The organism is Bradyrhizobium viridifuturi (genome assembly GCF_001238275.1).
GTDB classification, from domain to species: Bacteria; Pseudomonadota; Alphaproteobacteria; order Rhizobiales; family Xanthobacteraceae; genus Bradyrhizobium; species Bradyrhizobium viridifuturi.
Genome location: NZ_LGTB01000004.1, coordinates 75,586 through 101,268, shown reverse-complemented (window position 1 = coordinate 101,268; position 25,683 = coordinate 75,586). Strand labels below are relative to the sequence as shown.

Below are 25,683 nucleotides of genomic sequence, written 5' to 3'. Positions count from 1 at the left end.
GTTTGTGATCGGAGCGTTCGCGGACCAGTCGTACAATCGCCCAGAAACGAGCAGAGACTCGTTCGCTATCGTCCACTCTGGTAGAGGCCCTATGCCTCAAGGAGAGGCACGGGTCGCTACCTCGAAATGAGGAGCCATCCGATGTGTGACTATAGTCTGCACGCCGTGGCATCGCGCCCCGCCATTGTCGGAGAGACGCTGATCACGACGACCTTCCGCGGCACGTCGACCCGCGGCTTTGCTTCGGAGAACGATCCGACCGTCGCGGTTTGCATGCTGGCGGGCACCGAGCTCGCTTTCGCCGAGAACGTTCGCTACGACAGCCGCTGGATCTGGACCAAGACGATGAACTTCCGCGTCGGCGTGTTCAACGAAGTCGAGCCCGACGTTCCCGATCGCCATCACGACGCGGTCGAATTCCCCGACGGCAGCCATGTGCTGGTGACCCAGCTCGTCGAGGGGCAGCGCGTCAGCGTGCTGCAACTGCCGGCGCTGCATCCGCAGGTCGAGCAGAAGCCGAAGGTTGTGGAGCGGCGGCCCTCCGCATTCGCGTCGCTGTTTTTGGGTTGAACGCATCGTCGCCGCGGAATGAACCATCCGGCGGCGGATGACCTAAGCGATTTCGAGCGACCCCGGACGCCGGGTTCCGGGGCGCACAAGGAGATTTGCGTCGGCGGGCGGCTTGCCGCATGATCGTGCACGGAGGACGTGCACTCACGGAAACCGGCGCAGTGGTCGATAAGGTCACATGGCAAAAGGCTGGACGCGTCACGGAACCGGGCCGCTACATGTTCCGGTTCGGCTGGCTGACGGTCACGGCTGACGACCTGAGGGTCTGGGAGCGGTTTCCCGAGGCGGTGTTCACCCTCGTCAAGAAGCCCGACGGCGGCCCCGACTCCGACGAATACCATCTCGGCCTGTTCGAGCTGCCCTCCGGCACCTCGCTCGATCCCGGCTAATCCTCGCCTTGCAGATCTGCCTCGGACGGCGTCGCGTCGACGGCGGGCCGTGGCGCTGTGGCGGGCGGGCGCAGCGTGGTTTCGGCCTCGCCGTCGCCGGGAACTGCCGGCGACCATGGCCGGTCGACCCCGCCCGGCTTGACTGCATCGATGGCGTAGCCGTCCCGGATCCGCCGCAGCATCAGGGCGCCGTGACGCCGCAGCCGTTCGGCGTCGATCACGGAGGCAGCGCAGCCCCGCGGTGCCGGCCGCGCGGTCACGATCAGCGCCGCGCGCTCGCAATCGTCGGCCAGGGCCTCCGGCCGGGTCGCCAGCGCGACGAAGGCGCCGCCGGGCCCTTGCGTCACGCAGCCGCTCGGATCGCAGGAGACGCCCTCGCCGAGCGAGGCATCGCTCGGCGCCCGCGCATCGGCATCCGCAGCCAGCCATTCCTTCACGAGGAAGGCGTCCTTGGCGCTGTGCATCAGATGCAGTTGCCCGTCGCCGCCGCGCACGGCAACATTGCGGCCATCGGCCGAGACCAGACGTCCGGCTGCGGCACCCGCACCGCCCAGACCGAGGCGATCACCAGTAGCGCGGCCCCCGACCAGCGCAGCGGCGAACGCAACAAGCCGAGCAGGATCAGACCGGCGCTCGCCAGGATCATCGGCCCGACGCCGAACGCCGCCATCCGGCCGACCGCGCCGGGCAGCGCTGCGACCCATTGCGTCACCAGGATCATCCAGTCGATGCCGAACCCCATGATCGCCCAGAACACGCCGTCGAAGCCGAACGGCATCGCAAGCAATCCGAGCAGGCCCGCCGGCATCACCACGGCCGACACCACCGGCATCGCCGCAAGGTTCGCGAGCAGCCCATAGGGCGTCACGCGATGGAAATGGAACGCGGCGTAGGGCGTCGTCGCGAGCCCAGCGACCAGCGAAGCCAGCATCAGCACCATGAGCTCCCGTCCGCCCCACAGCGCAAGGCGCGCGGTCACCGAATGATCGGGCGACGCCAGCAGGTTCGGCAGCCCGATCTGCACCATCGCCACCAGCCCGAGCGTTGCGGCAAACGACATCTGGAAGCTCGGATGTACCAGCGCTTCCGGCGCAATCGCGAGCACGATCAGCGCCGCCACCGCCAGCGTGCGGAAGGTGACAGCGCGGCGGTCGACCATCACCGCGATCAGCACCACGGCCGTCATGAAGAACGATCGCTGCGTCGCGACCTCGGCGCCCGACAGCAGGAGATAGAACGCCGCGGCAACCAGTGCGGCTGCTGCCGCCCATTTCTTGATCGGATACCCGGCAGTCAGTGCCGGAAACAGCGCCAGCAGCGCGCGGATCGTGAAGAACACCACGCCCGCCACCACGGCCATGTGGTAGCCGGAGATCGACAGCACATGGCCGAGCCCCGAGATGAACATCGCATCGTTGACCGGCGTCGTGATCGCATCGCGCCGGCCGGTGAGCAGCGCCGTTGCGATCGCGCGCTGATCGCCGTCAAGCGTGGTCCGGATGCGGGCGTCGATGGCATCGCGCAGGCCCTGCATGAGGGCGGCGTAGCGTAGCGCGAGGCCGCCGGCCGCCGGCGGCTCCCTGGTCTTGACCGCGCCCATCACGAAGCCGGAGGCGCCGATGCCCTGGAAATACAGGTCGCGGCCGAAATCGTAGGAGCCCGGACGTTGCGGACCGAGCGGAGGCATAAGCCGCGCCTTTAGTTCGACGAAGCTGCCGACTTCTGGCGCGGTGCCCTTCTTCACCGAGAGCCGCACGCGCTCGAGCTTCGTATTGTCACGCGGGCTCTCCATCGAGACCACCCGCAATACGAAGCGATCGGTCTTCTCTCTGATGTCGCGCGTCTCGACGAAGCCGGTCAGCGCCACCGAGAACATCGGGCGCGCCAGCACGCCATGGGCGATCCGCGCCGTCTTCCAGGTCGCGGTCGCAAAGCCCGCGGCAACCGCAGCCAGCATCACGATGGCGGGAAATACTCTGTGCCGCCGCAGCAGCAGTGCCAGCAGGCAGAGCACGATGGCGGCTGCCGCCGCAACCGACAGCACCGGCTCGTGCTCGGCCGCGAAATAGAATGCGATGCCGATGCCGAACGCCACCGGCACCCACGGCAACAGCCGACCGGCGCCCGCCTCCGCGCGAACCCATTCCTGCAGTGTCTCGACGAAAGGCCGCCAGAGGCCGGCGCGCACCGGGAGAAAGCCGCCGGCAGGAACGGCGGCACGCGGCGGCCACGTCCCCGCGTAGCCGCGTTTGCCGCCCGGCGTCGTACCCTGCTCCGCCATTCCGCTTGCGATCCCTGCCGGAAAGCAGGCTAGCGGATGCCGCAGCCACCCGACTAGCGGAACGGAACCGAAACACGCAACCGAAGGCTGTGACCTCCGGGGGTCACCAGACGCCGGCGAGCGCCTAGATCAGCGGCGTCAGCGACGAAACGTGGTGACAGGCAATCTTCCAGTCGCCGTCCTCGCGCGCGATCACCCAGGTGATCTTGACGACGAGCGCGGGCGCATCGCCGTCGAGAAAAAAGGACGCAATGCCCGCCATGTTGACGAGATCGGCATTCACCCGCGCGGTCCTGATTTCACTGAACTGAACGCGCGGCGCGTGCCAGCGCGGCAGGCCTTCGGCGTAAGCTTTGACGCCGTCGCGGCCGCGATACAGCGTCGGGTTCGAGCCGAAGAAGAACGCGCTCTTCGAGTAGAGCGAGGAGAGCGCATCGGCATCGAGCCTGCTGAAACCCGCCGACCATTTTGCAATGATCGCGGAGACGATATCGTCGGCTTCCTCAGGCATCGATCGCCTCCCTCCTGGCGTCCGTCTCAGCTCTGGCCTTTGCCGCCGACTTCCTTGGCGAAGGTGTCGCGCAGACCGATAGTGCGGTTGAACACCAGCTTGTCGGACGTCGAATCCGCATCGCGGACGAAATACCCCTGCCGTTCGAACTGCATCGGATCGGGCGAATTGCTCTCGGCGATTGCAGGCTCGACCCGCGCATCGCTGAGCACTTCCAGCGACTGCGGGTTGAGGTCGGCGGCAAAATCGGCGGCGTTCGGGCTCGGGTTGGCGAACAGCTGATTGTAGATCCGGATCTCTGCCGGCTTCGACTGCGCTGCGGGCAGCCAGTGCATCGTCGCCTTCACCTTGCGGCCGTCGGGCGCGTTGCCGCCCTTGGTCAGGGGATCGTAGGTCGCGCGCAGCTCCGTGATCTCGCCGGCGTCGTTCTTGATCACGCCCGTGCACTTGATGAAATAGGCATAGCGCAGCCGCACCTCGTTGCCGGGCGAGAGGCGGAAGAATTTCTTCGGCGGGTTCTCCATGAAGTCGTCGCGCTCGATGTAGAGCTCGCGGCCGAAAGCGATTTTGCGGGTGCCGGCCTCCGGATTGTCGGGGTGGTTGATCGCCTCGATCTCCTCGACCTGGCCTTCCGGATAATTCTCGATCACGACCTTGAGCGGCCGCAGCACCGCCATGCGGCGCAGCGATGTGCGATTCAGCTCCTCACGGATGCAGAATTCCAGCATGCCGACATCGACCACGCTGTTGGCCTTGGCGACGCCGATGCGCTTGATGAACTCGCGAACCGCGGCCGGCGGCACCCCGCGCCGCTTCAGGCCGGCGACGGTCGGCATGCGCGGATCGTCCCAGCCCGAGACATGCCCATCACGGACGAGCTGCGTCAGCACGCGCTTGGACAGCAGCGTGTAGGTCAGGTTCAGCCGCGCCATTTCGTACTGGCGCGGCTTCGACGGCACCGGCAGCTTGTCGAGCAGCCACTCATAGAGCGGGCGGTGATCCTCGAACTCCAGCGTGCAGATCGAATGGGTGATGCCCTCGATCGCGTCCGACTGGCCGTGCGCGTAGTCGTAGCTCGGATAGATCGACCACTTGTCGCCGGTGCGCGGATGGTGAGCGTGCAGGATGCGGTACAGCACGGGGTCGCGCAAATTGATGTTGCCGGCCGCCATGTCGATCTTGGCGCGCAGCACGCGGGCGCCGTTCGGAAACTCGCCGGCCTTCATGCGGCGGAACAGGTCGAGATTCTCCTCGACCGAACGATCGCGGAACGGCGAGTTCTTGCCGGGCTCGGTCAGCGTGCCGCGTGACGTCCGGATCTCCTCCTGCGACTGGTCGTCGACATAGGCATAGCCCGCCTTGATCAGGCCCTCGGCCCAATCGTACAGGCGCTCGAAATAGTCGGACGCGTAGAAGAGATTCTTGCCCCAATCGTAGCCGAGCCAATGGACGTCGGCCTGGATCGAGTCGATGTACTCCTGCTCCTCCTTGGTCGGATTGGTGTCGTCGAAGCGCAAATTGCACTGGCCGCCGAACTCCTGCGCGATGCCGAAATTCAGCGCGATCGACTTGGCGTGACCGATATGCAGGTAGCCGTTCGGCTCCGGCGGGAAGCGGGTCACGATCCGGTTGTGCTTGTGGGAGGTGAGATCGGCCCGGACGATGTCGCGGATGAAGTCGCGCCCTGCCTCTGCCGTCGTGTCAGTCGTCATCAAAGGGTTCCCTGGAGGATCAAGCCCAACCTTCTGCCAAATTCGTGCCGTCTGGCCAAGCCTGGTTTCGGGCCAGGTTTCAGGTCTGGTTAGGCGGGCAAAAGGTCAACCGAGGCTTTAGTTATGTCCGGTTCCTGCTATACACCACCGCCCGTTCCAGCATACGCCTCGCTTGATCATGACCAATCCCGTCGTTACCCGCTTCGCCCCCTCACCGACCGGCTTCCTCCATATCGGAGGCGCCCGCACCGCGCTGTTCAACTGGCTCTATGCCAGGAAGCTCGGCGGCAAGATGCTGCTTCGGATCGAGGACACCGACCGTGAACGCTCCACCAAGGAGGCGATCGACGCCATCCTGGACGGCCTGAAATGGCTGGAGCTCGATTGGGACGGCGACGTCATCTACCAGTTCAGCCGCGCCGCCCGCCATCGCGAGGTCGCCGAGGGCCTGCTCGCCGCCGGCCGGGCGTACTACTGCTACGCCACGCCCGAGGAGCTGACCGCGATGCGCGAGAAGGCGCGTGCCGAGGGCCGCACCCGCCTCTATGACGGCATGTGGCGCGACCGCGATCCGGCCACTGCACCCTCGGACGTCAAGCCGACCATCCGCCTGAAAGCGCCGCAGACCGGCGAGACCGTGATCGAGGACCAGGTCCAGGGCCGCGTGGTCTGGCAGAACGAAAACCTCGACGACCTCGTCCTGCTGCGCGGCGACGGCACCCCGACCTACATGCTCGCGGTCGTGGTCGACGACCACGACATGGGCGTCACCCATATCATCCGCGGCGACGACCATTTGATCAACGCGGCGCGCCAGAAGCAGATCTACGACGCGCTGGAGTGGGAGCTGCCGAGCATGTCCCACATTCCGCTGATCCATGGTCCCGACGGCTCGAAACTGTCGAAGCGTCATGGCGCGCTCGGCGTCGATGCCTATCGCGCGCTCGGCTATCTGCCGGCTGCGCTGCGCAACTACCTGGTCCGGCTCGGCTGGAGCCATGGCGACCAGGAGATCTTCTCGACCCAAGAGATGATCGACGCGTTCGATCTCCCGGGTATCGGCCGCTCGGCGGCGCGGTTCGATTTCGCCAAGCTGGAGAACCTCAACGGTCACTATATCCGGCAGAGCGACGATCAATCCCTCGTGACCCAGTTCGAGAGCGTGCTGGACTATGTTCCCGATGGCGCCGCGCTGAAGGCCAAGCTCAACGACACCACCCGCGCGCAATTGCTGCGGGCGATGCCGAGCCTGAAGGAGCGCGCCAAGACACTGCTCGAACTGATCGCGGGCGCCTACTTCATTTTCGCCGATCGGCCGCTTGAGCTCGATCCGAAAGCCGTAGCGCTACTGACGCCGGAAACGCGCGCATTGATCGGCCGCCTTCGCACCGCGCTGGAAGCGGTGAACGACTGGACGGCGGAGACCACGGAAACCGCGATGCGGAATTTCGCCGAGCAGAACAATCTGAAGCTCGGCGCCGTGGCCCAGCCGCTGCGGGTGGCACTGACCGGACGCACGACGTCGCCGGGCATCTTCGACGTGCTGGCTGTCCTGGGACGCCAGGAGTGTCTGGCCCGCCTCGCCGATCAGGCGGTGTGATCCTGCATGGACCCCCTCCAGGGTCCATCTTGCAGCGCACATTGCAATGAGCTACCCATCCCCGGACGCTTTCTCCACAAGCCGTTCCGCCCCGCCATGGGCCGCAATTTAGCGACTGGGCAAGGTCGGTTTTCGCAACGAATTCATCGGGGATATCACGATGGACGCAAAATCCAGCAAGACAGCCACACTCACCATTGGCAACAAGAACTACGATTTCCCGATCCTGAGCGGCACGGTTGGGCCTGATGTCATCGACATCGGCAAGCTCTACGGCCAGGCCGGGGTGTTCACCTACGACCCCGGCTTCACCTCGACCGGCAGCTGCCAGTCGAAGATCACCTACATCGACGGCGACGCCGGTATCCTCGAATACCGCGGCTACCCGATCGAGCAACTCGCCGAGCATGGCGACTTCCTCGAGACCTGCTACCTGCTGCTCTACGGGGAGCTTCCGACCCCGGCTCAGAAGAAGGACTTCGACCACCGCGTGATCCATCACACGATGGTGCATGAGCAGATGGCCCGCTTCTTCCAGGGCTTCCGCCGCGACGCGCATCCGATGGCGATCATGGTGGCGGCCGTCGGCGCGCTCGCCGCGTTCTACCACGACTCCACCGACATCAACGATCCGAAGCAGCGCATGATCGCCTCCATGCGGATGATCGCGAAAGTGCCGACGCTGGCGGCGATGGCCTACAAATACACCATCGGCCAGCCCTTCGTGTATCCGAAGAACTCGCTCTCCTTCGCCGAGAACTTCCTGCAGATGTGCTTCGCGGTGCCATGCGAGGACTACAAGATCAATCCGGTGCTCGCCGACGCGCTCGACAAGATCTTCATCCTGCATGCCGATCACGAGCAGAATGCGTCGACCTCGACGGTCCGTATCGCCGGCTCCTCCGGCGCCAACCCGTTCGCCTGCATCGCGGCCGGCATCGCCTGCCTGTGGGGCCCGGCCCACGGCGGCGCCAACGAAGCGGCGCTCGCCATGCTGTCGTCGATCGGAACAGTCGACAAGATTCCCGAATTCATCGCCAAGGTGAAGGACAAGAACAGCGAAGTCCGCCTGATGGGCTTCGGTCATCGCGTCTACAAGAACTATGATCCGCGCGCCAAGATCATGCAGAAGATGTGTCACGCGGTGCTGGCCGAGACTGGGCATGGCGATGACCCGATGCTGAAGGTTGCGCTCGAGCTCGAGAAGATCGCGCTCAGCGATCCCTACTTCATCGACCGCAAGCTCTACCCGAACGTCGACTTCTATTCGGGCATCACGCTGAAGGCGATGGGCTTCCCGACCTCGATGTTCACCGTGCTGTTCGCGGTCGCACGCACCGTCGGCTGGATCAGCCAGTGGAGCGAGATGATCGAGGATCCGCAGCAGAAGATCGGCCGTCCGCGCCAGCTCTACACCGGCGTGGCGCGCCGCGACTATGTGACGATCGACAAGCGCAAGTAAGCTTCGTCCTAAAGACTGTCCGAGACGGCGCCATCATTCCCGATGGCGCCGTTTTCGTTTGCCGCGCGCGACTTCGGTCGCGAGTGCATCGAGGCGCGGCAGCCAGAACGCCCTGAAGCGGTCGAGCCAGTCGTCGACCTCGCGCAGCCGCCGCGGCTCCACGGCATAGATGCGGCGGGTCCCGTCGGCGCGCACCGATGCGAAACCGGCATCGCGCAGGATCCGCAGCTGCTGCGAGACCGCCGACTGGGTGATGCCGAATTCACGCTGCACGACGGCGACGACGTCGCCCGAACTGTGCTCGCCGGTCGCCAGCAGCTCCAGGATGCGCCGGCGGACGGGATCGCCGAGGACGTCGAAGGCGTGCACGGTTGCTAGCCTCCACCCGGCTCGGGCTCGCCGCAATAGAACGCCGCCGTGTTGGCCTCGGCCCGGCGCGCGGCGGCCTCGTCCGTGCCCGCCTTGATCGAGGCCCTGCACCAGTCGGCGCTGCTGCGGCGGATGAACTCCCTGCCGTCCTCGGAGCCGGGCCACGCCTCCGCGGCGGCACGATCGAACTGCGCACCGGGACCCGCGGCGATGTAGAGCGCGAGCCCGATCAAGGCGAGGTCCCAGCCGACGCCGACCGCACCCGGTCCGTAGCGATCCCAGAAGTCGCCCTCGATCAGCGAGAGATGTTCGAGTTCCAGGCGCGTGCCGCCGGCGCTATCGTCAGCCAGGGTGACGGTGACCCAGCTGACGGTGCCCATGGCCTCCCAGGTCACGGCAAGCCGGCACGGCGGCTCACACGTCGTGATTTCGCCGCCGGCCTGGCCCTGGAACTGATAGCGGCCACCGAGCTTCAGATCGCCCGAGATCGGCAGAAACCAGCGCGGAATGCGCTCGGGATTGGTCAGTGCGTCCCAGAGATCGGCGATGTCGGTATCGTAGCTGCGCGTGGCAATCACCGCCCGCGCCGGCTTGCCATCGCGCTCCCGGACGGCGACTTCGCGAACCACGGCTCCGACATAGGCGACAGGATCGATCTTCATGGGGGCTCCGCATAAATATTAGACTAAACTAATATTAGCGTAGTCTAAATATCCGAGGCAAGCGGAACCGTTGCGGCCGGATGTCGCCGCCGAACCAAGACTTGATCGATTGCTAGCTGGAACGCCGGCCCAGTTCCGCCAGCACGATGTCGGCGGCGCGGACGCTCGGCGGCTGGTCGCCGGTCGACATCTTCCCGTCCATCGTCGCGAACGCGACGAGCTGCCGCAGGCGCTCGGGCGAATCCTTGATCACGTCGACCAGCGCATGCGCGAGCTTGTCCGGCGTGCAGTTCTCCTGCAGGAACTCGGGGATGATATCGCTGCCGATCACGAGATTGGCGAGGATCACCGACGACACCCGGATTGCGCGACGCAGGATGAACGCCTCGGCGGCGCCGACGCGATAGGCCGTCACCATCGGAATCCCAGATAGCGCGAGCTCCAGCGTCACCGTGCCCGACTTCGCGAGCGCGGCGCGGGCGACGCGGAATGCGGCGCGCTTCTCGGCCTCGCCGATCGCGAGCCGCGGCGCCACCGGCCACGAGGCGACGCCTTCGCGCACCATCGCCTCGAGATGCGGCATGGTGGGAAGCACGAGCTCGAACTGGATTTGCTGGCTGAGCTGGCCGAGCGCGGCGCCGAACAGCGCCAGGTGATGCCTGATCTCGCTGCGCCGGCTTCCGGGCAGAACCAGCAGGACCGGCGGCTGCGCGTCGCGCCGCTTCTGCTCCTCCTCGTTCGGCCGCAGCGAGGCGAGTTGCTCGGTCAGGGGATGGCCGACATAGCTGCATGGCGGTCCCTGCAGCTTGCGATACTCCTCGGGCTCGAACGGCAGCAGCGCCAACACGTGATCGACATAGCTTCGCATCGCGCGCGCCCTGCCCGGCCGCCAGGCCCAGACCGACGGCGACACGTAATCGACGATCGGAATGTCCGGATTGCGTGCACGGACCCGGCGGGCGACGCGATGGGTGAAGTCGGGGCTGTCGATGATGACCAGCATGTCCGGTGCATCGGCAAGCACTGCATCGGCGGTGCGGCGGATCAATTGCAGGATCTTCGGCAATTGCTTGACGACGGCGGCAAAGCCCATGATCGAGAGCTCCTCGATCGGAAACAGCGGCGCGATACCCTCACTCGTCATCTGCCGGCCGCCGACGCCGGCAAATTGCACGGTATCGCCGAGGCGCTGGCGCAGCACCTGCATCAGCGCCGCGCCGAGGCGGTCACCGGACTCCTCGGTCGCGATAAGGAAGATCCTGCGGCCGGTGCTGGGATTGCGCGCCTGCATCAGCCCGCCAACCCGATGACGAACAACCCTTTGGCGTCGGCGGCCTCGATCAGGGCCTGCGGCTCGGCGGCGAGCGTATTGCCGGCGATCACGGCAATCCCGGCGATCCCCGCCGCCGCCGCGCCCTCGACCGTTCGCGGACCGATGGTCGGCAGATCGAAACGCAGATCCTGCTTGCTCTTCGGCGCCTTCACCAGCACGCCGCGGCCGGCCTTGGCGCGGATCCGTCCCTCGGCGCGCAGCCGCGCCACGCGCGCGAGCAGCCCGTCGGTGCCCTCGATGTCCTCCACCGCAACCACGTGGCCGTCGATCACCACGGCCGCCTGGCCGATGTCGAACGGTCCGAGCGCATCGAGCACGCCGCGGCCGCGCGCGATATCGGCGAGCGCTGCGCTGTCCGGCGTCGCGCGCGTCACGGCGCCCTCCGGCATCAGGAGATCCGGCGCGACATCCTTGATCCCGACCATGCGAAAGCCCTGCTGCTCGAGGATGCGGCCGACACTCGACAGCAGATGATCGTCGCCGCCGCGAAACGCGCGCACGACGTGGCCAAGCAGGCGCAGCGTGCCCCAGTCGAGCCGGATCTCCGACAGCGCCGGACGCACCAGGGTGCCGATGAAGATCAGGTCGCGGCAGCCTTCATCGCGAAACAACCGGGTCGCCCGCCCGAGCTGGCCGACCGAGATCCAGCGGTGGCGAAACTTCTGCAAGCGCGCCGGGTCGCAGGCGCCGCGCAGCGCGAACAGCACTGGCGTGATGCCGCGCGCGACGAGCTGATCGGCGACCGCGAACGGCATGGCACCGCCGCCGGCGATCACGCCGACCGGCGAGGAAAGCGAGGGAGCCGCTGACGTCATGCTGGCGGCCATCCCCTGCTCAATTGGTGTCGGCGGGAAGACAGAGCGGCCGCAGCTTGCCGCCCTCGATGAAGGTGAGGATCTCCGCGATCGCGGGATCCTCGCTCGCCAGCGGCTGCACCGACGCCAGCCGCTCGGCGAAGATGCCGGGGCCGTGGAACAGCTTCTGATAGAACGCGCGCACGGTCGCAAGCCGCGCCTTGGTGAACTGGCGTCGCCGCATGCCGATGATGTTGAGGCCTTCGAGAACCGCGTACTGGCCGTTGGCGAGTCCGAACGGGATGATGTCGCCGCGCACGCCGCAGACGCCGCCGATCATCACCTGCGAGCCGACGCGGGTGAACTGGTGCACCGCCGAGAGGCCGCCGATATAGACGAAATCGCCGATTTCGCAGTGGCCGCCGAGCGTCGCCGACGTCGCGAAGATCACACCGTTGCCGACCATGCAGTCATGGCCGACATGGCTGTTGTTCATGAAGAAGCCGCGATCGCCGACGCGGGTGAGCCCGCCGCCCTTGATCGTGCCGACGTTCATCGTCACGCCCTCGCGGATCGTGCAGGCTTCGCCGACTTCGAGACGGGTCGGCTCGCCGCGATAGCTGAGATCCTGCGGCGGCCCGCCGAGCGCGGCAAACGGCGAGATGACGCAGCCGGCGCCAATCTTCGTGTGCCCACTCACGGTGACATGCGCGATCAGCTTGCAGTTCTCACCGAGCACGACATTGGGACCGATGATGCAGTACGGACCGATCTCGGTGCCGGCCCCGATCACAGCGCCATCCGCAATCCGCGCAGTGGGGTCGATCATGCTCATGAAGTTTCGATCCGGAATTCGTTAATGGCGCCAAGGCGCTATGGTGTCGATTTGGGCGGTCGTTAGCGCGACTTTGACCGCCCTGTCCAGTGACGTATCATGACGGCCTGTTGCAAACGAGAAGGTCGCAATCGAGCCATGGTCCGGGCCGCCGCGCTGATCCTCAGCCTGTTGTCTGCGCCGATCGGCCCGGAGACCGTCGACCTCGGCAACAGCACGACCGTCGATCTCTCGCGCTTCGACTGCCGCGACATCAATCGCAGCACGATCGTCCAGCGGGTCTGCTACAGCGCCGGCGAGCGGACAGTGCTGGTCGCCGTCAGGGGCAAGTACCAGCACTATTGCGGCGTGCCTGCTGAAACCTACGACGCGCTGATGATCGCACCATCGATGGGCGTCTTCCTCAACCGCGTCCTGCGGATCGCCGGCGCGGACGGCCGGTATGCCTGCAGGACGTCGTGACGGCGGCGACTTGAAGCTTAGTCCGTCAGCATCGCGCCGACATCGGCCTCGGCGACCACCTGACCGTTGACCATGGCGTCACCGTGAAACCACCACATCGTCTTGCGGCGGCCGAGCGAGCGCATGTGGTACTCGATGGTGTCGCCCGGCATCACCGGCTTCCTGAACTTGCACTTGTCGATGGTGAGGAAATACACCGCGCGCGGCTTCTCGGTGCCCTCGACCGACTTGATGCCGATCACGCCGGCGGTCTGGGCCATTGCCTCGATCATCATGACGCCGGGATACACCGGCCGCTCCGGGAAATGCCCCTGGAACGGCGGCTCGTTGAAGGTGACGTTCTTGATGCCGATGCCGCTGTAGTCGGTGCGGATCTTGATCACGCGGTCGATCAGCAACATCGGAAAGCGATGCGGGAGCGTCTTCAGGATATCGTTGATATCCACCAGCTCGAATTTGACCGGTGCCTCCTCCATCACTCCTGTTCCTTGCCTTTGGCCTCGTTGTCGCGCACCAGGCGCTCCACTGCGATAATTTCCCTGAACCACTGCTTGGTCGGCTTGGCGAAATGCCCGCCCCAGCGGCCGTTGGCCGGGATGTCATCCTTGACCGCACTCATCGCCGTCACCTGGGCGCCGTCGCCGATCTTGAGGTGGTTGTTGATGCCCACCTTGGCGCCGAGCGCGACATTGTCGCCGATCGTCAGACTGCCGGCGAGCCCGATCTGGGCCGCGAGCAGGCAGTGCCGGCCGATGGTGACATTGTGGCCGATCTGGACCTGATTGTCGATTTTGGTGCCCTCGCCGATCACGGTGTCGCGCAGGGAACCGCGGTCGATGGTCGAGGCGGCGCCGACCTCGACATTGTTCTGGATCACCACGCGGCCGGTCTGCGGCACCTTCACGTGCCCTGCCGGGCCGAAGAAGATGAAGCCGTAGCCGTCCTGGCCGATGTTGCAGCCGGGATGGATCAGCACGTTGTTGCCGATCAGGGCGAACTGAATGGTGGTCTTGGCCCCGACATTGCAGTCGCGGCCGATCTTGACGTCAGCGCCGATCACCGCGCCGGCACCGATGATGGTGCCCGAGCCGATCTCGACCCGCGGCCCGATCACGACCAGCGGATCGACGATGACACCGTCCTCGAGGCGCGCGGTGGGATCGATGATCGCCGACGGGGCGATGCCCTCGGTATCGAACCAGGATTGCGGCCGCAGCGCATCGGCGTGCCATTCGCGGGCAAGCTCGACGAACACCTGGAACGGCTTCGCGGCACGCAGCACGGCGGTGCCCTTCGGCACCTGCGCCTCGAAGCGCGGGCTGACCAGGCAGGCACCGGCCTTGGTCGCTGCAAGCTGGTCGGCGTATTTGAGATTGTCGAAGAACGCGAGATGCATCGGACCGGCCTCGTCGAGCGAGGCCAGCCCCCTGATCTGATGCGCTCCCCTTTCGGGGTCGACCAGTTGCGCCTTCGTCAGCGCGGCAATCTCAGCCAGCGATGACGAAGGAGGACTCTTGAAGAAATTCGGCCGCGCCATTCCATCCGTCGCAGTCCGGTCGAGTGGCGGGGTTAGAAAGTCGTACCGCCACCAAACCGGAATTCTTGCACGCGGTCATACGCACCCTTGGTCAGCGGGATCGCGTAGTCGAAGCGCAGCGGACCAAACGGCGACTGCCAGATCAGGCCAACACCGACCGACGTACGGACCACTTTGCTGTCGTCATAGCTCAGACCAAGGCAGGTGCCCGGAGACGGCGGGTTGTTGGTCGGCTTGATACAGCCGGGCTGGTTGACTTCGCCCGTCGCCGCCCACGAGGTCGGGCCCTTGTAATCGTACAGCCCGCCGGCGTCGGCATAGACCGCGCCCTTGAGCCCGACTTCCTTCGGCAGGAACCAGAACGGCATCTGCAGTTCCGCCGACACGCCCCAGTACTTGGTGCCGCCGATGGCGTCCATGGTGCCGTACGGGTTGATGTCACGCGGACCGATACCGTTCGGCGCGAAGCCGCGGACCAGGTTCGGGCCCATCTGGAAGTGATCCAGCATACGGAGTTCGTCGCTGCCGAGCTTGTTCAGAATGCCGCCCTGCGCGTGGATCACGCCGACGATGTCGGAGACCAGCGGGGTGTAGTACTTCGCATCGATCGCGGACTTGATGTAGCTGACGTCGCCACCGACGCCGGCGAAGTCCTGCTTGAAGTCGACGATCAGACCATCGGTCGGGTTCTTGTTGTTGTCGAGCGTGTTGTAGTTGAGCGTGTAGCCCAGCGCCGACGTCAGCGTCTTGCCACCCGCCAGCTCCTTGCGGACCGGCAACGAGGCTTCGCCATCGGAGAAGCAGCCGAGACCATTGGTCGAAACAAGGCTGATCCCGTTCAGGTTCGCGTAGGCCGGGCTCGGATTGAACGCCGGATTGGGCGTTACACCGTCAGAGAGGAACGGATTGTTGTTACAGTTGTTCAGCGTCGACGGCAGGGTGATTTCCTGCTGATAGACCGAGTAGCGCAACTGCAACGACAGATCTTCCCGAAGGCTGAAGCCGAGCCGCGGGCTGAAGCCCAGCGTCTTGGTGCCGTAGGCGATGTAGCTGTTGGACAGCTGCTGGCGCTGGTAGAAATCGAGGCCGAGCGCGACGCGGTAGTCGAGCAGATAGGGCTCCACGAACGACAGCGAGTAGCCGCGGGCGTACTGGCCGTAGGTCACCGAGGCCTTCGCGAACAGGCCGCGGCCGAGCAGGTTTCGCTCGGAGACGCTGACTTCGGCCAGCGCGCCGTCGGTGGTCGAGTAGCCGCCCGACACCGAGAAGTCGCCGGTCGACTTCTCCTCGAGATCGACGATCAGGATGACGCGATCGCTGGAGGATCCGGGCTCGGTGGTGATCTTCACGGTCTTGAAGAAGTCGAGGTTCTTCAGCCGGCGCTCGGCACGGTCGACCAGCGCACGGTTGTAGGCGTCGCCTTCCGAGATATCGAACTCGCGGCGGATCACGTAGTCGCGGGTGCGGCTGTTGCCGCGGATGTTGATGCGCTCGATATAGGTGCGCGGACCTTCATCGATCGCGAAGGTGATCGACACCGTGTGATTGTCGAAATTGCGATCGCCGCGCGGCCGGACCACCGCGAACGCGTAGCCGCGGCGGGACGCCTCGATCTGCATTTCCTCAACCGACTTCTCCAGCGCCTCGGCGTTGTAGAGCGAGCCGACATTGACGCGCGAATAGGAGCGCAGCGCGTTCGGATCGAGCGTGCTGATCGACGAGGTGAAGTTGACGGATGCGACGCGGTACTGCTGGCCCTCCTCGATCTTGAAGGTGACCAGGAAGCCCTTCTTGTCGGGATCGTATTCGGTCAGCGCGGCCACGACCTGGACGTCGGCATAGCCGTTCTTGAGGTAGAAGCGGCGCAGCAGGTCACGGTCGGCCTCGACCCGGTCGGGGTCGTAGACGTCGTTGCCGCCGAGGAAGCTCAGCAGGTTCGATTCGCGGGTCTTGATGACGTCGCGCAGGCGGGACGCCGAATAGGCATTGTTGCCGATGAACTCGATCGACCGCACACCGGTCTTCACGCCTTCATTGACCTCGAAGATCAGGTCGACGCGGTTGTTCGGCTGCTCGATGATCTGCGGATTGACCCGCACGTCGTAGCGGCCGGAGCGACGGTAGATTTCGGCAATGCGCAGGGCATCCGACTGCACCATGGACGCGAGAAGGTGCCGCGCGGCTTGGACTGGACTTCGGCGGTGAGCTGCTCGTCCTTGACCTTCTTGTTGCTTCGAAGGCAACGCGGCCAATCACCGGGTTCTCGACCACGACCACGACGAGGCGCCCGCCCCGCTGATCGATATGGACATCCTGAAACAGGCCGGTCTCGATCAGCGCCTTCAGACCGTCGTCGATCTGGGCCTGACCCAGCCGACCGCCCGGCCCGGGATGGAAATAGGAGCGGATGGTTTCGAGCTCGACGCGGCGGTTCCCCTCCACCGTGATCGAATCAACCGTCTGCGCATACGCAGGCGCAGACACAGCTACGGCCGACAGAGTGGCCGCCACCGGCGCGGCGAACATGACCAAGGCGGCGAACAGCCCCCCCCTCACTCGCATTCCAAACATCATGCGCAACGCGCCCTTATCTTAGCTTTGCCAGATCGTTCCCCAACGACCCGACAGATTCCCAACCTGCCGCTCAGCTTGTAGCCAAATTTGCCAAGGGGGCAAACTTACTAGAGCTGAACATTTCCATTTTCGTTCCAAGACGTTGCCCATTGGCAACGTCACAGAAAAGCCCCGTTTCAGGACCCAGCGATCCTGAGGATGTCGTTATAGGTCGCAAACACCATCAACATCAGAACCAAACCCAGACCGATTCGGAAACCCACCTCCTGCGTCCGCTCCGAAAGCGGCCGTCCACGGAGCGCCTCCGCGCTGTAGAAAAGCAGGTGTCCGCCATCCAGAAGCGGGATCGGAAACAGGTTCAGCAGACCGATCGAGACCGACAGGATGGCGCAAAGATTGACCACGAACTGGAACCCGGCGCTCGCGGCCTGACCTGAAAGCTTCGCGATTCCAATGACTCCGCTCACCTCGGCCGGATTGCCGGTTCCGACGAACAGCGACCCCAGGAACTTGAACGTGCTGGCGATAATGTACCAGACCTGCTCGACGCCGATCTTCATGGCCTCAAAGACGCCGACGGGCGTGCTGGATGCTTCGCCGACCTGAGCCTTGTGCTCGATCCCGAGCACGCCGATCTTGTGTGCATTGCCGAAGGGATCCTTGACCTCCTTCAGCGCTGGCGTCGCCTTGAGCGAGACGACCGCGCCATCCCGCTTCACCTTGAATCCAAGCTCTGAACCGGCGCTCGATGCTACGATCCGCTGCATGTCCGCGAAGCTCTGAATGGCGCTGCCGTCGATATCCACGACGACGTCGCCGACCTTGAAGCCAGCATTCGCGGCAACGCTCTCGGCGACCAGGCCGTCAACACGGGCAATCGTGCTCGGCTTGCCGTAGTAGAGCGCCATGCCCGCGAAAATCAGGGCGCCAAGAATGAAGTTTGCGACCGGTCCGGCCGCGACGATGGCAGTGCGCTTGCCGACGGACTTATGGTGGAAGCTGCCCTCGCGCTCTTCCGCCGTCATGGCGTTGAGCGTCTCCGTCGACGGCGTCGATGCCTCGCTGTCGTCACCGAAGAACTTGACGTAGCCGCCGAGCGGAATCGCCGAGATCTTCCAGCGCGTGCCGTGCCGGTCGTTGAACCCGGCAAGCTCCGGCCCAAAGCCCAGCGAGAAGGTCAGCACCTTCACGCCGGCCCAGCGCGCGACCAGGAAATGGCCGAGCTCGTGGAAGAAAACGACGATGGTCAGGACGAAGAGAAACGGAACGATGTAGCCGAGCAGCCCATGGCTCAACGCATTGATACTATGAAGAAAATACTCGGGCATCCGAAATCCCCTCGACAAGAGCGATTAGGCTCCGTCCCCAACCCTCTAGGTTGCCTTTAAGGCAATTTGAGGCAATAGGGCGGCAGCTTTATTTCGCGCGATATGGTCAACGGAAATCGCATCATCCGCCGAGTGCAGTGGTGGCTGATTCCCCGACCTGATCCAATCATTCATCGTCGCCTCGACCAGCCTGGCGATGGCACCGAACTTGATCTTGCCAGCGATAAACGCGGCGACCGCAATCTCGTTCGCGGCATTGTAGACCGTCGTCGCGCCGCGCCCCATCCGCAGCGCCTCGTAGGCCAGCCGCAGTCCCGGGAAGCGCTCGAAATCCGGCGCCTCGAACGTGAGCTGTCCGATCTTGGCGAGATCCAGCTTGGCTGACGGGCCGACGACACGGTCAGGCCAGCCGAGGCAATGCGCGATCGGGATCCGCATGTCGGGCGTGCCGAGCTGGGCCACCACCGAGCGATCCGAGAATTCGACCATGCCGTGGATGATCGACTGCGGGTGCACCAACACGTCGATCTCGTCAGGCGCCAGGGCGAACAAATACGACGCCTCGATCACCTCGAGGCCCTTGTTCATCATCGAGGCGGAATCGATCGTGATCTTCTGCCCCATGCTCCAGTTCGGATGCTTCAGCGCCTGTTCCAGCGTCGCCTGCTCGATGTCGGCAGGAGCCCAGGTGCGGAACGGCCCGCCGGATGCGGTGATGATTACCCGCGTCAGTTCCTCGCGGTTACCGGAAGCCAGTGCCTGGAACAGCGCATTGTGCTCGGAGTCCGCCGGCAGGATGCAGGCGCCGGCCTTCTTGGCCCGCTCCATGAAGATGTCGCCGGCGCAGACCAGGCATTCCTTGTTGGCGAGTGCGACGGTTGCGCCGCGATCGACCGCGGCAAGCGCTGGCTTCAGCCCGGCAGCGCCGCTGACCGCCGCCATCACCCAATCCGCGGGCCGCGCAGCAGCCTCGATGATGGCGCTCTCCCCGGCCCCGCATTCGGTCCGGGTTCCAGCCAACGCGGCCTTGAGCTCGGAAAGCTTCGCCGGATCGGCGATGGCGGCGAACCGCGCACCGAATTCCTTGGCGAGCTTGGCCAGACCCTCGACATTGCTGTTCGCGGTCAACGCCTCGACCTGGTAACGGTCGCGCGCGCCACGCAGCAGATCCATCGTGCTGTCGCCGATCGAGCCGGTGGCACCGAGGACGGTCACGGTCCGTGCGGCCGATGCCGCCGCGGCCTTGTTGTTACGCAACGGAACTGCGCTCATCTCATCACCAAACCATAAGACCGCGTCCGACGCCATCGGCGCCACCACGGAGAAAGCCGAAAATCGCCGCCACAATGACGGCCGCGACAAATCCGTCCAGGCGGTCCAGAAGGCCGCCATGGCCGGGGATGATGTGGCTCGAATCCTTCACCCCGAACCGCCGCTTCACCGCGGATTCGAAGAGATCGCCGAGTTGCGAGACCACCGACAACACGGCTCCGAGGATCAGCAGCGACCCGGCCGTGCCGATCTCGAAGGCGGCAAAGCAGGCCGCAACCAGCAGGCTCGCAACGAAGCCGCCGGCCGCGCCGGCCCACGTCTTCTTCGGGCTGACCCGCACCCAGAGCTTCGGCCCGCCGATGCTGCGGCCGGCGAAATAGCCGCCGATATCGGTGACCCACACCACCAGCAACACGAACATCAGCGCGGCGAAACCCTTCACCGGATCGAGCCGCAGCACGACCGAGGCGATCTCGGCCGCTGCTGCGTAAAGCAAACCCGCAATGGCCCAGCTGCGCCGCGCGCCCGAGGTCAGCGCGACGGCGACCACACCGACCGCGAGCATGTCCAGGGCCGCATCGATGCGGCCGGCCATCAGGCAAAGTCCGATAAGCAGCAGCGCGACGGCGCCCGGCATCACGACGCGGAGCTCGCGTCCGAACCCGGTGACGAGAAGCCATTCCGCAAACAATCCGATCGCCGCCAGCGTCACCAGCAGCGACCAGGCGACGCCGCCGAGATAGGCCAGTGCGATCGCAACCGGCGCCAGCACCAGCGCCGCAACCACGCGCATCACGAGGTTGCGCGACCCCTGCTCGTTTGCTGCCGTGGACGGCTGCTCGCTTGCTGCCGCCGACGCGGCTTCACCCTCGGTCACGAGCCGGTTTTCGCAGCGAGGCCGCCGAACCGGCGCTCGCGCTTGCCATATTCCGCAATCGCGCCTTCGAGCGCCGCCTTGTCAAAATCCGGCCAGTGGATCGGCACGAACACGAGCTCGCTATAGGCGGCCTGCCACATCAGGAAGTTCGACAGACGCTGCTCGCCGCTGGTGCGGATGATCAGATCAGGGTCCGGAATATCGGGCGCATCGAGATATTGCCCGAGCGTGTCGGCATCGATCGAGTCGGCGTCGCGCTTGCCGTCGGCGACCTCGCGCGCAAGGCGCCGTGCCGCGGCGGCGATCTCCGCGCGCGAGCCGTAGTTGAATGCGACAACGAGGTTGAGCTTGTTGTTGTTCCTCGTCAGCTCCTCGGCCTCGTTGAGCAGCGCGCAGATTTCGGGATCGAGCCCGTCGCGCTCGCCGATCACGCGCACCCGCACCCCGTCGCGATGCAGCGTCGCCAGGTCGTTGCGGATGAAGCGGCGCAGCAGGCCGAACAGATCACCGATCTCGCTGGCCGGCCGCGACCAGTTTTCCGAGCTGAACGAGAAGATCGTGAGATAGACGATGCCGAGCTCATGGGCCGCACGCACCACGCGGCGCAGCGCCTCGACGCCGCGGCGATGGCCCTCGACGCGCGGCAGGCCGCGCGATGCGGCCCAGCGCCCGTTGCCGTCCATGATGATCGCCACATGCAACGGACTGCCGGAGCGATCCGGTCCGTCAGTTGCTGGGGCGGCGGCGTTCGACATCGGCTGTTCCTGTACCGTCTCAGACCGTCAGGATTTCCTTTTCCTTGGCGGCAAGCAGCTGGTCGATTTCGACGATCATGCCGTCCGTCGCCTTCTGCACCTCGTTCGACAGGCGCTCCTGATCGTCCTCGGAGATCTCGTGATTCTTCTCGAGCTTCTTGATCACGTCGAGGCCGTCGCGGCGCACATGGCGCACGGCGACCTTGGCTGCTTCGGCGTATTTGTGCGCGACCTTGACGAGCTCCTTGCGGCGCTCCTCGTTGAGTTCCGGAATCCGCAGCCGCAACACCTGACCTTCGGTCGCCGGCGACAGGCCGAGGTTGGAATCGACGATCGCCTTTTCGACCGCCTTCACCATCGTCTTGTCCCAGACCTGCACCGAGAGCAGGCGCGGCTCGGGCACGCTGATGGTCGCAACCTGGTTGAGCGGCATATGCGAGCCGTAAGCCTCGACCTGGACCGGCTCCAGCATGGAGGCCGCAGCGCGGCCGGTACGCAGACCGCCGAGCTCGTGCTTGAGCGATTGTGTGGCGCCCTGCATGCGGCGCTTCACGTCGTTGATGTCAAAACCTGGTGCGGCCATGACGTTCTCCCTTTCACTAGAAACCGGCTGTCGACGCCCTCGGGTCCAAAATCTGGACCCGGAGGCGTGGCAATCAGCCGGCGACGACCGTGCCGTGTCCGGACCCGCGCAGAATCGCACCGATCGAACCGGGCTCCGCGATCGAGAACACGATGATAGGCAGCGACGTCTCGCGGGCAAGCGCGAAAGCAGTCGCGTCCATGACCTTGTAGCCGCCCTCGATCGCCTGCGAATGGGTCAGGCGGTCGAACCGCTTGGCTTTTGGGTCCTTCTTCGGATCGGCGTTGTAGACGCCGTCGACATTGGTGGCTTTCAGCACCGCTTGCGCGCCGATCTCGGCCGCGCGCAGCACGGCGGTGGTATCGGTGGTGAAGAACGGATTGCCGGTTCCACCGCCGAGCAGGACGATGCGTCCCTCGGCGAGATATTTGTGCGTCGCACTACGGGTGAACAGCTCGGAAATCTCCGGCATCACGAAGGCCGACAAGGTGCGCGCCGGAGTCCCCTTGCGCTCGATCGCCGCCTCCAGGGCGAGGCAGTTCATCATGGTCGCAAGCATGCCCATGGTGTCGCCGGTCGGCCGCGACACGCCGCGCGAGGACACCTCGACGCCGCGGACGATGTTGCCGCCGCCGATCACGACGGCGACCTCGATGCCGAGCTTGCGGGCCGCGATCAGGTCGTCGGCGACGCGATCGACCGTCGGTTGGTCGATACCGAACCCGTGGGAGCCGGCCAGATATTCGCCGGACAGCTTGATCACCACGCGACGATAGATCGGCTCAGCCATGATGCGATCGCTTTCTTATCCCGCGCAGGCCGGCCTCCGGCGCAAAGCGCCGGACGCCTGGTGTCAGCGGTTACTTCTTGCCGCTGGCGGCCGCGACTTCGGCGGCGAAGTCGCTTTCCTGCTTCTCGATTCCCTCACCGAGAGCATAGTTCACAAAGCCAGCGATTTTGATCGGCCCGCCGACCTTACCCTCAGCTTCCTTCACCGCCTGGGCAACCGACTTGCCGCTGTCGTGGATGAAGGCCTGATCGAGCAGGCAGACCTCCTTGTAGTAGGTCTTCAGGCCGGAATCGACGATCTTCTCGATGACGTTCTCCGGCTTGCCCTGCTGGCGGTACTTGTCGGCCAGTACGTCCTTCTCGCGCTTGACGGTCTCCGGATCGAGCCCGGCCGGATCGAGCGCCAGCGGCTTGGCCGCAGCGACATGCATGGCGAGCTGACGGCCGAGCACCGCGAGCTCGTCGGTCTTGCCCGTGGACTCCAGCGCCACGATCACGCCGATCTTGCCGGCGCCCTCGATGACGGCGTTGTGGACATAGCTCGACACCACGCCCTTGCTCACCTCGAGCGAAGCCGCGCGGCGCAGCGACATGTTCTCGCCGATGGTCGCGATCGCGTCCGAGATCGCCCGCTCCACGGTGAACTCGCCAACCTTGGCGGCCTTGATGGCCTCGACGTCGGAGCCGTGCTTCAGCGCGACCTGGGCGATCATCTTGACCAGGCCCTGGAACTGCTCATTGCGCGCGACGAAGTCGGTCTCCGAATTGACCTCGACCAGCACGCCCTTGGTGCCGGCGGTCAGCGCGCCGATCAGGCCCTCGGCTGCGACGCGGCCGGCCTTCTTCGCGGCCTTGGAGAGGCCCTTCTTGCGCAGCCAATCCTGCGCCGCCGTCATGTCGCCGTCGGTCTCGGTCAGCGCCGCCTTGCAATCCATCATGCCCGCGCCGGTCGACTCGCGGAGTTCCTTGACCATCGCTGCAGAGATCGTTGCCATCGTTCCATGTCCTTCTTGCCTGTACAGAAACCGCGGCGCCCGATGGCGCCGCTGTCAGCGACAGGAAAATCGTTGTTCGTGGAATAGAAGCGGCGGCCGGGCAGACCCCGGCCACGCCGCGTAACTGTTATTCCGCTTCGGCGAGCGTCTTGGCCTGGGCAACCCAGGCGTCGGCACGGCTCGGCAGACCGACTTCTTCGCCGATCTTGTGCGCGGTGTCGTGATCGAGCTCGGCGAGCTGCCAGTAGTGGAAGATGCCGAGGTCGTTGAGCTTCTTCTCGATCGCACCGGACACGCCGGTGAGCTTCTTGAGGTTGTCGGCGGTGCCGCGCGGACCAGCGAGGCCCTGGAAGCCGGACGGCGCCGCCGCCGGAAGGTCTTCCTGGATCGGAGCGGCCGACGCACCGATGTCGATTCCGGAATCGCCCTGGGCGCGCGAGATGCCGTCGATGGCGGCGCGCGCCACGAGATCGCAATACAGCGAGATCGCGCGGCCGGCGTCGTCATTGCCCGGCACCACATAGGTGATGCCCTTCGGGTCCGAATTGGTGTCGACGATCGCGGCGACCGGGATGTTGAGCCGCTGGGCTTCCTGGATCGCGATGTCTTCCTTGTTGGTGTCGATCACGAAGATCATGTCGGGAAGACCGCCCATGTCCTTGATGCCGCCGAGCGAACGGTCGAGCTTGTCGCGCTCGCGCTGCAGCGTCAGCCGCTCCTTCTTGGTGTAGGAGTTGGCTTCGCCCGACGACAGCACGTCGTCGAGATGGCGCAGGCGCTTGATCGAGGCCGAGATCGTCTTCCAGTTGGTCAGCGTGCCGCCGAGCCAGCGCGAGTTGACGAAGTACTGGGCCGAACGCTTGGCCGCATCGGCAACGCCGTCCTGCGCCGAGCGCTTGGTGCCGACGAACAGGATGCGGCCGCCCTTGGCGACGGTATCGCTGACCGCCTGCAGGGCACGGTGCAGCATCGGCACGGTCTGCGCGAGGTCGATGATGTGGATGTTGTTGCGGGCGCCGAAGATGTAATCCTGCATCTTCGGATTCCAGCGGTGGGCCTGGTGGCCAAAGTGAACACCAGCTTCAAGCAACTGACGCATAGAAAAATCGGGTAGCGACATAGTGATAATTCTCCGGTTGGTTCCTCCGGAAACGTGTGAGCAGACGAGCCTTATGGCCCGGCTGCCACCGGACGGCCTTTTGAGCCATGTTTCCGTGTGAGATGGCGCGCTATATAGCCTGATTTGCGCCAGAAGCAAGGAAATACGGCCCTTTTCGCCGCCGCTTTGGCCGCTCCGAGCGCGCAATTGGCCCATTTTGGCCCAGAATACCCCGATCTGACCGGTATTCCCTCGCCTGCGACCGCCGCGGGATCGCCTACTGGACCAACTGTAGGTCGGCCAGCGTCGTGCGCGCGGCCGCCTCGTCCAATGCGAAAAAATCGGCCGGCCCCGGATTCGCGGCGTTCGCGGTCGCGGCGGATGCGACAAACCCACCGACCAATCCCCCCACCATGGACACCCCGGCCACCGAATCGTGCCGTTCGCTCGACCGGATCAGGAAGAAGTAGGTGCGGCCGGCCTCGGTCGCGAAGCTGTGCGTGGTATCGCCCGGAAACATCAGCTCGCTTGCGATCAGCTGATGCCGGCCAGCGGGCCGGTCGGCGAACGCATAGCTGCCGACGATCACCTTGCCGATCGGCTCGCCGTCGAGCTTCACGTCGCAGGCGCAAATCGCCATGCTCAGTCCCTTGCGCTTCTCCTGCAGAACGACGATGCGGGAATGCCCCGGCTTCGGCGGCCCGAACCTCTGCGAGACCGCCGCATAATCGGCCCCAACGCCATCACTCACGCAGCCCGACAACAACAAAGCACCGGCCAGCACGGCCGCTCCACGCCCAATCATCCCGCCCCCAACGATTCCCAGCGGGGCGACCATAAGGAAAAACACGGTGTGGTTGCAAGGCCGCGCCGGATCGCGCTGGCCGCTTTCCA

At 65.2% G+C, this 25,683-nt stretch carries 23 protein-coding genes and 2 pseudogenes; 5 read left to right on the top strand and 20 right to left on the bottom strand.

Annotated features, from left to right (window positions below; translation table 11 throughout):
- Nucleotides 1–141: 141 nt before the first annotated feature.
- Entirely contained in the window at nucleotides 142–570 is a 429-nt protein-coding gene (locus ALC15_RS05490; protein ID WP_050626398.1) for a hypothetical protein, read from the top strand.
- Between the two features lie 161 nt (nucleotides 571–731).
- Complete coding sequence (locus tag ALC15_RS05485) at nucleotides 732–959, top strand: hypothetical protein (RefSeq protein WP_094193703.1); 228 nt, start codon at nucleotides 732–734, stop codon at nucleotides 957–959.
- On the opposite strand, the pseudogene ALC15_RS05480 reads toward ALC15_RS05485, so the two are convergent.
- The 3 genes and pseudogenes from ALC15_RS05480 to ALC15_RS05470 form a co-directional block, all read right to left on the bottom strand.
- Nucleotides 956–3,240 (bottom strand): annotated as a pseudogene (locus ALC15_RS05480) (ComEC/Rec2 family competence protein). The gene ALC15_RS05485 and the pseudogene ALC15_RS05480 overlap by 4 nt on opposite strands.
- A gap of 124 nt (nucleotides 3,241–3,364) precedes the next feature.
- Nucleotides 3,365–3,751, bottom strand: coding sequence for a YybH family protein (locus ALC15_RS05475; RefSeq protein WP_050626396.1), 387 nt, complete (start codon nucleotides 3,749–3,751; stop codon nucleotides 3,365–3,367).
- A gap of 26 nt (nucleotides 3,752–3,777) precedes the next feature.
- The gene (locus ALC15_RS05470) at nucleotides 3,778–5,463 is read right to left on the bottom strand and encodes a glutamine--tRNA ligase/YqeY domain fusion protein (RefSeq protein WP_050626395.1); all 1,686 of its coding nucleotides are present in this window, start codon (nucleotides 5,461–5,463) and stop codon (nucleotides 3,778–3,780) included.
- A 178-nt stretch (nucleotides 5,464–5,641) separates the two neighbouring features.
- On the opposite strand from ALC15_RS05470, the gene gltX reads away from it, so the two are divergent.
- Together gltX and gltA are read left to right on the top strand one after the other, a co-directional pair.
- On the top strand, nucleotides 5,642–7,063 hold the full coding sequence (gene gltX / locus ALC15_RS05465; RefSeq protein ID WP_050626530.1) for a glutamate--tRNA ligase: 1,422 nt from the start codon (nucleotides 5,642–5,644) through the stop codon (nucleotides 7,061–7,063).
- Between the two features lie 160 nt (nucleotides 7,064–7,223).
- On the top strand, nucleotides 7,224–8,525 hold the full coding sequence (gene gltA, locus ALC15_RS05460) for a citrate synthase (RefSeq protein ID WP_050626394.1): 1,302 nt from the start codon (nucleotides 7,224–7,226) through the stop codon (nucleotides 8,523–8,525).
- Between the two features lie 33 nt (nucleotides 8,526–8,558).
- Here the strand turns inward: gltA and ALC15_RS05455 are convergent, their stop codons facing one another.
- From ALC15_RS05455 to lpxA, 5 genes are all read right to left on the bottom strand, one after another.
- Complete coding sequence (locus ALC15_RS05455; RefSeq protein WP_050626393.1) at nucleotides 8,559–8,894, bottom strand: ArsR/SmtB family transcription factor; 336 nt, start codon at nucleotides 8,892–8,894, stop codon at nucleotides 8,559–8,561.
- Between the two features lie 5 nt (nucleotides 8,895–8,899).
- The gene (locus tag ALC15_RS05450) at nucleotides 8,900–9,556 is read right to left on the bottom strand and encodes an SRPBCC family protein (protein WP_050626392.1); all 657 of its coding nucleotides are present in this window, start codon (nucleotides 9,554–9,556) and stop codon (nucleotides 8,900–8,902) included.
- Between the two features lie 112 nt (nucleotides 9,557–9,668).
- Nucleotides 9,669–10,847 (bottom strand): lipid-A-disaccharide synthase, encoded by a 1,179-nt coding sequence (lpxB, locus tag ALC15_RS05445; protein ID WP_050626391.1) that lies wholly within the window; start codon nucleotides 10,845–10,847, stop codon nucleotides 9,669–9,671.
- Nucleotides 10,847–11,704 carry an LpxI family protein gene (locus ALC15_RS05440; RefSeq protein WP_050626529.1) on the bottom strand — a complete coding sequence of 286 codons (858 nt, stop codon included), beginning with the start codon at nucleotides 11,702–11,704 and terminating at the stop codon, nucleotides 10,847–10,849. The genes lpxB and ALC15_RS05440 overlap by 1 nt, the downstream gene beginning before the upstream one ends.
- Before the next feature lie 19 nt (nucleotides 11,705–11,723).
- Nucleotides 11,724–12,518 (bottom strand): acyl-ACP--UDP-N-acetylglucosamine O-acyltransferase, encoded by a 795-nt coding sequence (lpxA, locus tag ALC15_RS05435; protein WP_050626390.1) that lies wholly within the window; start codon nucleotides 12,516–12,518, stop codon nucleotides 11,724–11,726.
- Nucleotides 12,519–12,656: 138 nt separating this feature from the next.
- Between lpxA and ALC15_RS05430 the strand changes: the two genes are divergently transcribed.
- Nucleotides 12,657–12,980, top strand: coding sequence for a KTSC domain-containing protein (locus ALC15_RS05430; protein ID WP_050626389.1), 324 nt, complete (start codon nucleotides 12,657–12,659; stop codon nucleotides 12,978–12,980).
- A 17-nt stretch (nucleotides 12,981–12,997) separates the two neighbouring features.
- Here the strand turns inward: ALC15_RS05430 and fabZ are convergent, their stop codons facing one another.
- From fabZ to ALC15_RS05370, 12 genes and pseudogenes are all read right to left on the bottom strand, one after another.
- Nucleotides 12,998–13,456, bottom strand: coding sequence for a 3-hydroxyacyl-ACP dehydratase FabZ (fabZ, locus tag ALC15_RS05425; RefSeq protein ID WP_050626388.1), 459 nt, complete (start codon nucleotides 13,454–13,456; stop codon nucleotides 12,998–13,000).
- Nucleotides 13,456–14,517 (bottom strand): UDP-3-O-(3-hydroxymyristoyl)glucosamine N-acyltransferase, encoded by a 1,062-nt coding sequence (lpxD, locus tag ALC15_RS05420; RefSeq protein WP_050626387.1) that lies wholly within the window; start codon nucleotides 14,515–14,517, stop codon nucleotides 13,456–13,458. The genes fabZ and lpxD overlap by 1 nt, the downstream gene beginning before the upstream one ends.
- Nucleotides 14,518–14,549: 32 nt before the next feature.
- Nucleotides 14,550–17,091 (bottom strand): annotated as a pseudogene (gene bamA / locus ALC15_RS05415) (outer membrane protein assembly factor BamA).
- Nucleotides 17,092–17,267: 176 nt separating this feature from the next.
- The gene (gene rseP / locus ALC15_RS05410) at nucleotides 17,268–18,419 is read right to left on the bottom strand and encodes an RIP metalloprotease RseP (RefSeq protein ID WP_050626386.1); all 1,152 of its coding nucleotides are present in this window, start codon (nucleotides 18,417–18,419) and stop codon (nucleotides 17,268–17,270) included.
- Nucleotides 18,420–18,464: 45 nt separating this feature from the next.
- Nucleotides 18,465–19,691, bottom strand: a complete 1,227-nt coding sequence (gene dxr, locus ALC15_RS05405; RefSeq protein ID WP_050626385.1) for a 1-deoxy-D-xylulose-5-phosphate reductoisomerase — start codon at nucleotides 19,689–19,691, stop codon at nucleotides 18,465–18,467.
- Between the two features lie 4 nt (nucleotides 19,692–19,695).
- Nucleotides 19,696–20,568, bottom strand: a complete 873-nt coding sequence (locus ALC15_RS05400) for a phosphatidate cytidylyltransferase (protein WP_050626384.1) — start codon at nucleotides 20,566–20,568, stop codon at nucleotides 19,696–19,698.
- Nucleotides 20,565–21,323 (bottom strand): isoprenyl transferase, encoded by a 759-nt coding sequence (locus tag ALC15_RS05395; protein WP_050626383.1) that lies wholly within the window; start codon nucleotides 21,321–21,323, stop codon nucleotides 20,565–20,567. The genes ALC15_RS05400 and ALC15_RS05395 overlap by 4 nt, the downstream gene beginning before the upstream one ends.
- 19 nt (nucleotides 21,324–21,342) lie before the next feature.
- Nucleotides 21,343–21,906, bottom strand: a complete 564-nt coding sequence (frr, locus tag ALC15_RS05390; protein WP_024583513.1) for a ribosome recycling factor — start codon at nucleotides 21,904–21,906, stop codon at nucleotides 21,343–21,345.
- Nucleotides 21,907–21,979: 73 nt separating this feature from the next.
- Nucleotides 21,980–22,696, bottom strand: a complete 717-nt coding sequence (gene pyrH, locus ALC15_RS05385; RefSeq protein WP_021079205.1) for a UMP kinase — start codon at nucleotides 22,694–22,696, stop codon at nucleotides 21,980–21,982.
- A 70-nt stretch (nucleotides 22,697–22,766) separates the two neighbouring features.
- Nucleotides 22,767–23,690, bottom strand: coding sequence for a translation elongation factor Ts (tsf, locus tag ALC15_RS05380; protein ID WP_050626382.1), 924 nt, complete (start codon nucleotides 23,688–23,690; stop codon nucleotides 22,767–22,769).
- A gap of 127 nt (nucleotides 23,691–23,817) precedes the next feature.
- Nucleotides 23,818–24,810 carry a 30S ribosomal protein S2 gene (locus ALC15_RS05375; protein ID WP_021079203.1) on the bottom strand — a complete coding sequence of 331 codons (993 nt, stop codon included), beginning with the start codon at nucleotides 24,808–24,810 and terminating at the stop codon, nucleotides 23,818–23,820.
- Between the two features lie 256 nt (nucleotides 24,811–25,066).
- Nucleotides 25,067–25,573 carry a DUF2846 domain-containing protein gene (locus ALC15_RS05370; protein ID WP_244485936.1) on the bottom strand — a complete coding sequence of 169 codons (507 nt, stop codon included), beginning with the start codon at nucleotides 25,571–25,573 and terminating at the stop codon, nucleotides 25,067–25,069.
- Nucleotides 25,574–25,683 lie beyond the last annotated feature (110 nt).

Coding starts and splice junctions, on each gene's coding strand:
- ALC15_RS05395 (WP_050626383.1), bottom strand. CDS start 21,323: ATGTCGAACGCCGCCGCCCCAGCAACTGACGGACCGGATCGCTCCGGC.
- pyrH (WP_021079205.1), bottom strand. CDS start 22,696: ATGGCTGAGCCGATCTATCGTCGCGTGGTGATCAAGCTGTCCGGCGAA.
- ALC15_RS05430 (WP_050626389.1), top strand. CDS start 12,657: ATGGTCCGGGCCGCCGCGCTGATCCTCAGCCTGTTGTCTGCGCCGATC.
- ALC15_RS05440 (WP_050626529.1), bottom strand. CDS start 11,704: ATGACGTCAGCGGCTCCCTCGCTTTCCTCGCCGGTCGGCGTGATCGCC.
- tsf (WP_050626382.1), bottom strand. CDS start 23,690: ATGGCAACGATCTCTGCAGCGATGGTCAAGGAACTCCGCGAGTCGACC.
- gltX (WP_050626530.1), top strand. CDS start 5,642: ATGACCAATCCCGTCGTTACCCGCTTCGCCCCCTCACCGACCGGCTTC.
- frr (WP_024583513.1), bottom strand. CDS start 21,906: ATGGCCGCACCAGGTTTTGACATCAACGACGTGAAGCGCCGCATGCAG.
- lpxA (WP_050626390.1), bottom strand. CDS start 12,518: ATGAGCATGATCGACCCCACTGCGCGGATTGCGGATGGCGCTGTGATC.
- lpxD (WP_050626387.1), bottom strand. CDS start 14,517: ATGGCGCGGCCGAATTTCTTCAAGAGTCCTCCTTCGTCATCGCTGGCT.
- gltA (WP_050626394.1), top strand. CDS start 7,224: ATGGACGCAAAATCCAGCAAGACAGCCACACTCACCATTGGCAACAAG.
- ALC15_RS05490 (WP_050626398.1), top strand. CDS start 142: ATGTGTGACTATAGTCTGCACGCCGTGGCATCGCGCCCCGCCATTGTC.
- ALC15_RS05450 (WP_050626392.1), bottom strand. CDS start 9,556: ATGAAGATCGATCCTGTCGCCTATGTCGGAGCCGTGGTTCGCGAAGTC.
- ALC15_RS05470 (WP_050626395.1), bottom strand. CDS start 5,463: ATGACGACTGACACGACGGCAGAGGCAGGGCGCGACTTCATCCGCGAC.
- fabZ (WP_050626388.1), bottom strand. CDS start 13,456: ATGGAGGAGGCACCGGTCAAATTCGAGCTGGTGGATATCAACGATATC.
- ALC15_RS05475 (WP_050626396.1), bottom strand. CDS start 3,751: ATGCCTGAGGAAGCCGACGATATCGTCTCCGCGATCATTGCAAAATGG.
- rseP (WP_050626386.1), bottom strand. CDS start 18,419: ATGCCCGAGTATTTTCTTCATAGTATCAATGCGTTGAGCCATGGGCTG.
- ALC15_RS05375 (WP_021079203.1), bottom strand. CDS start 24,810: ATGTCGCTACCCGATTTTTCTATGCGTCAGTTGCTTGAAGCTGGTGTT.
- dxr (WP_050626385.1), bottom strand. CDS start 19,691: ATGAGCGCAGTTCCGTTGCGTAACAACAAGGCCGCGGCGGCATCGGCC.
- lpxB (WP_050626391.1), bottom strand. CDS start 10,847: ATGCAGGCGCGCAATCCCAGCACCGGCCGCAGGATCTTCCTTATCGCG.